The organism is Microbacterium xerophyticum, assembly GCF_053543555.1.
Genome location: NZ_JBLVOB010000007.1, coordinates 650,733 through 652,154, shown reverse-complemented (window position 1 = coordinate 652,154; position 1,422 = coordinate 650,733). Strand labels below are relative to the sequence as shown.

1 protein-coding gene is annotated in these 1,422 nt (G+C 68.2%); it reads left to right on the top strand.

Features of this window, described 5'->3' with window-relative positions; genetic code table 11:
- Positions 1–89 precede the first annotated feature (89 nt).
- On the top strand, positions 90–1,397 hold the full coding sequence (locus ACNPNP_RS14630) for an ABC transporter substrate-binding protein (protein WP_448966755.1): 1,308 nt from the start codon (positions 90–92) through the stop codon (positions 1,395–1,397).
- The last annotated feature ends 25 nt before the right edge of the window (positions 1,398–1,422 follow it).

The following is a 1,422-nucleotide window of genomic DNA, read 5'->3' as shown; positions in this document are numbered from 1 at the left end:
CCAACAGTTCATGGGAGCGCTCCCACGCGCACGCCGGAACCCGCAGCACCATCCCGCATGAAGCACCTGCACACACAAAGGAGTGAATCGTGAACACACACGCACAGCGCCGGATCACCACGGCGGTAGCCGTCGCATCCGTCTCCGCACTGGCCCTCGCCGGCTGCGCGAGCGGCGACACCACCGGTGGCGGTGACACCGACGAGAAGGTCACCCTGACCGTCACGACGTTCGGCACCTTCGGCTACGAAGACCTCTACGAGCAGTACGAGGAGGAGAACCCGAACATCACGATCGAGGCGACCAACATCGACACCGGCGGCAACGCCCGCACCGATGCCTTCACCAAGATCGCCGCAGGCTCCGGCCTCAGCGACGTCGTCGCGATCGAAGAAGGCTGGCTCGGCGCCATCATGGACGTCTCCGACACCTTCGTCGACCTGCGCGACTACGGGATCGAAGACCGCAAGGACGACTGGGTCGACTGGAAGTACGCGCAGGGGACCGACGCCGAGGGACGCGTCATCGGCTACGGCACCGACATCGGCCCGAGCGGAATCTGCTACAACGGCGCGGCCTTCGAGGCCGCGGGGCTTCCCAGCGATCGCGAGTCCGTCGCGGAGCTGCTGACCGGCGACTGGGACAACTACTTCGCCGTCGGCGCCGAGTACACCGAGAAGACCGGCAAGGCCTGGTACGACCACTCCGGCTTCGTCTGGAACTCGATGGTCAACCAGCTCGAGGAGGGCTACTACACCGCTGACGGCGAGCTGAACGTCGAGGGCAACGCCGAGCTCAAGGAGCGCTTCGAGCTGCTCGGTGCTGCGACCGAGGGCGGCCAGTCCGCGGCGCAGGCGGCGTGGGACTGGAACGGCGGGAAGTCGTTCGTCGACGGCACCTTCGCGACCTTCGTCTGCCCTGGCTGGATGCTGGGTGTCGTGCAGGGTCAGGTCGAAGCTGGCGGCGGCGACGCGGCGACCGGCTGGGACTTCGCCGATGTCTTCCCCGGCGGGGCAGCCAACTGGGGCGGCGCGTTCCTCTCCGTGCCGGAGAGCTCGGAGCACAAGGAAGCCGCGGCGGCGCTCGCCGACTGGCTGACGCAGCCGGAGCAGCAGGTCAAGCAGTCCGAGGCCGCCGGCAACTTCCCGTCCACGGTGGAGGCGCAGGACGAGCTCGCCTCTTCCGCGACGCCGAACGCGTTCTTCAACGACGCACCCACGGGTGCGATCCTCGCCGAGCGCGCGAAGGGCGTCGTCGCCCAGTTCAAGGGCGCCGATGACTCGGTGATCCAGGAGAACGTCTTCGGTCCGGCCCTGAGCAGCCTCGACCGCGGCGAGACCGACACCAAGGGCGCGTGGGATCAGGCGATCCAGCTCCTGGACGAGCTCGTCGGCTGACGCACCCTTCGGGGGGGCCGGTGAC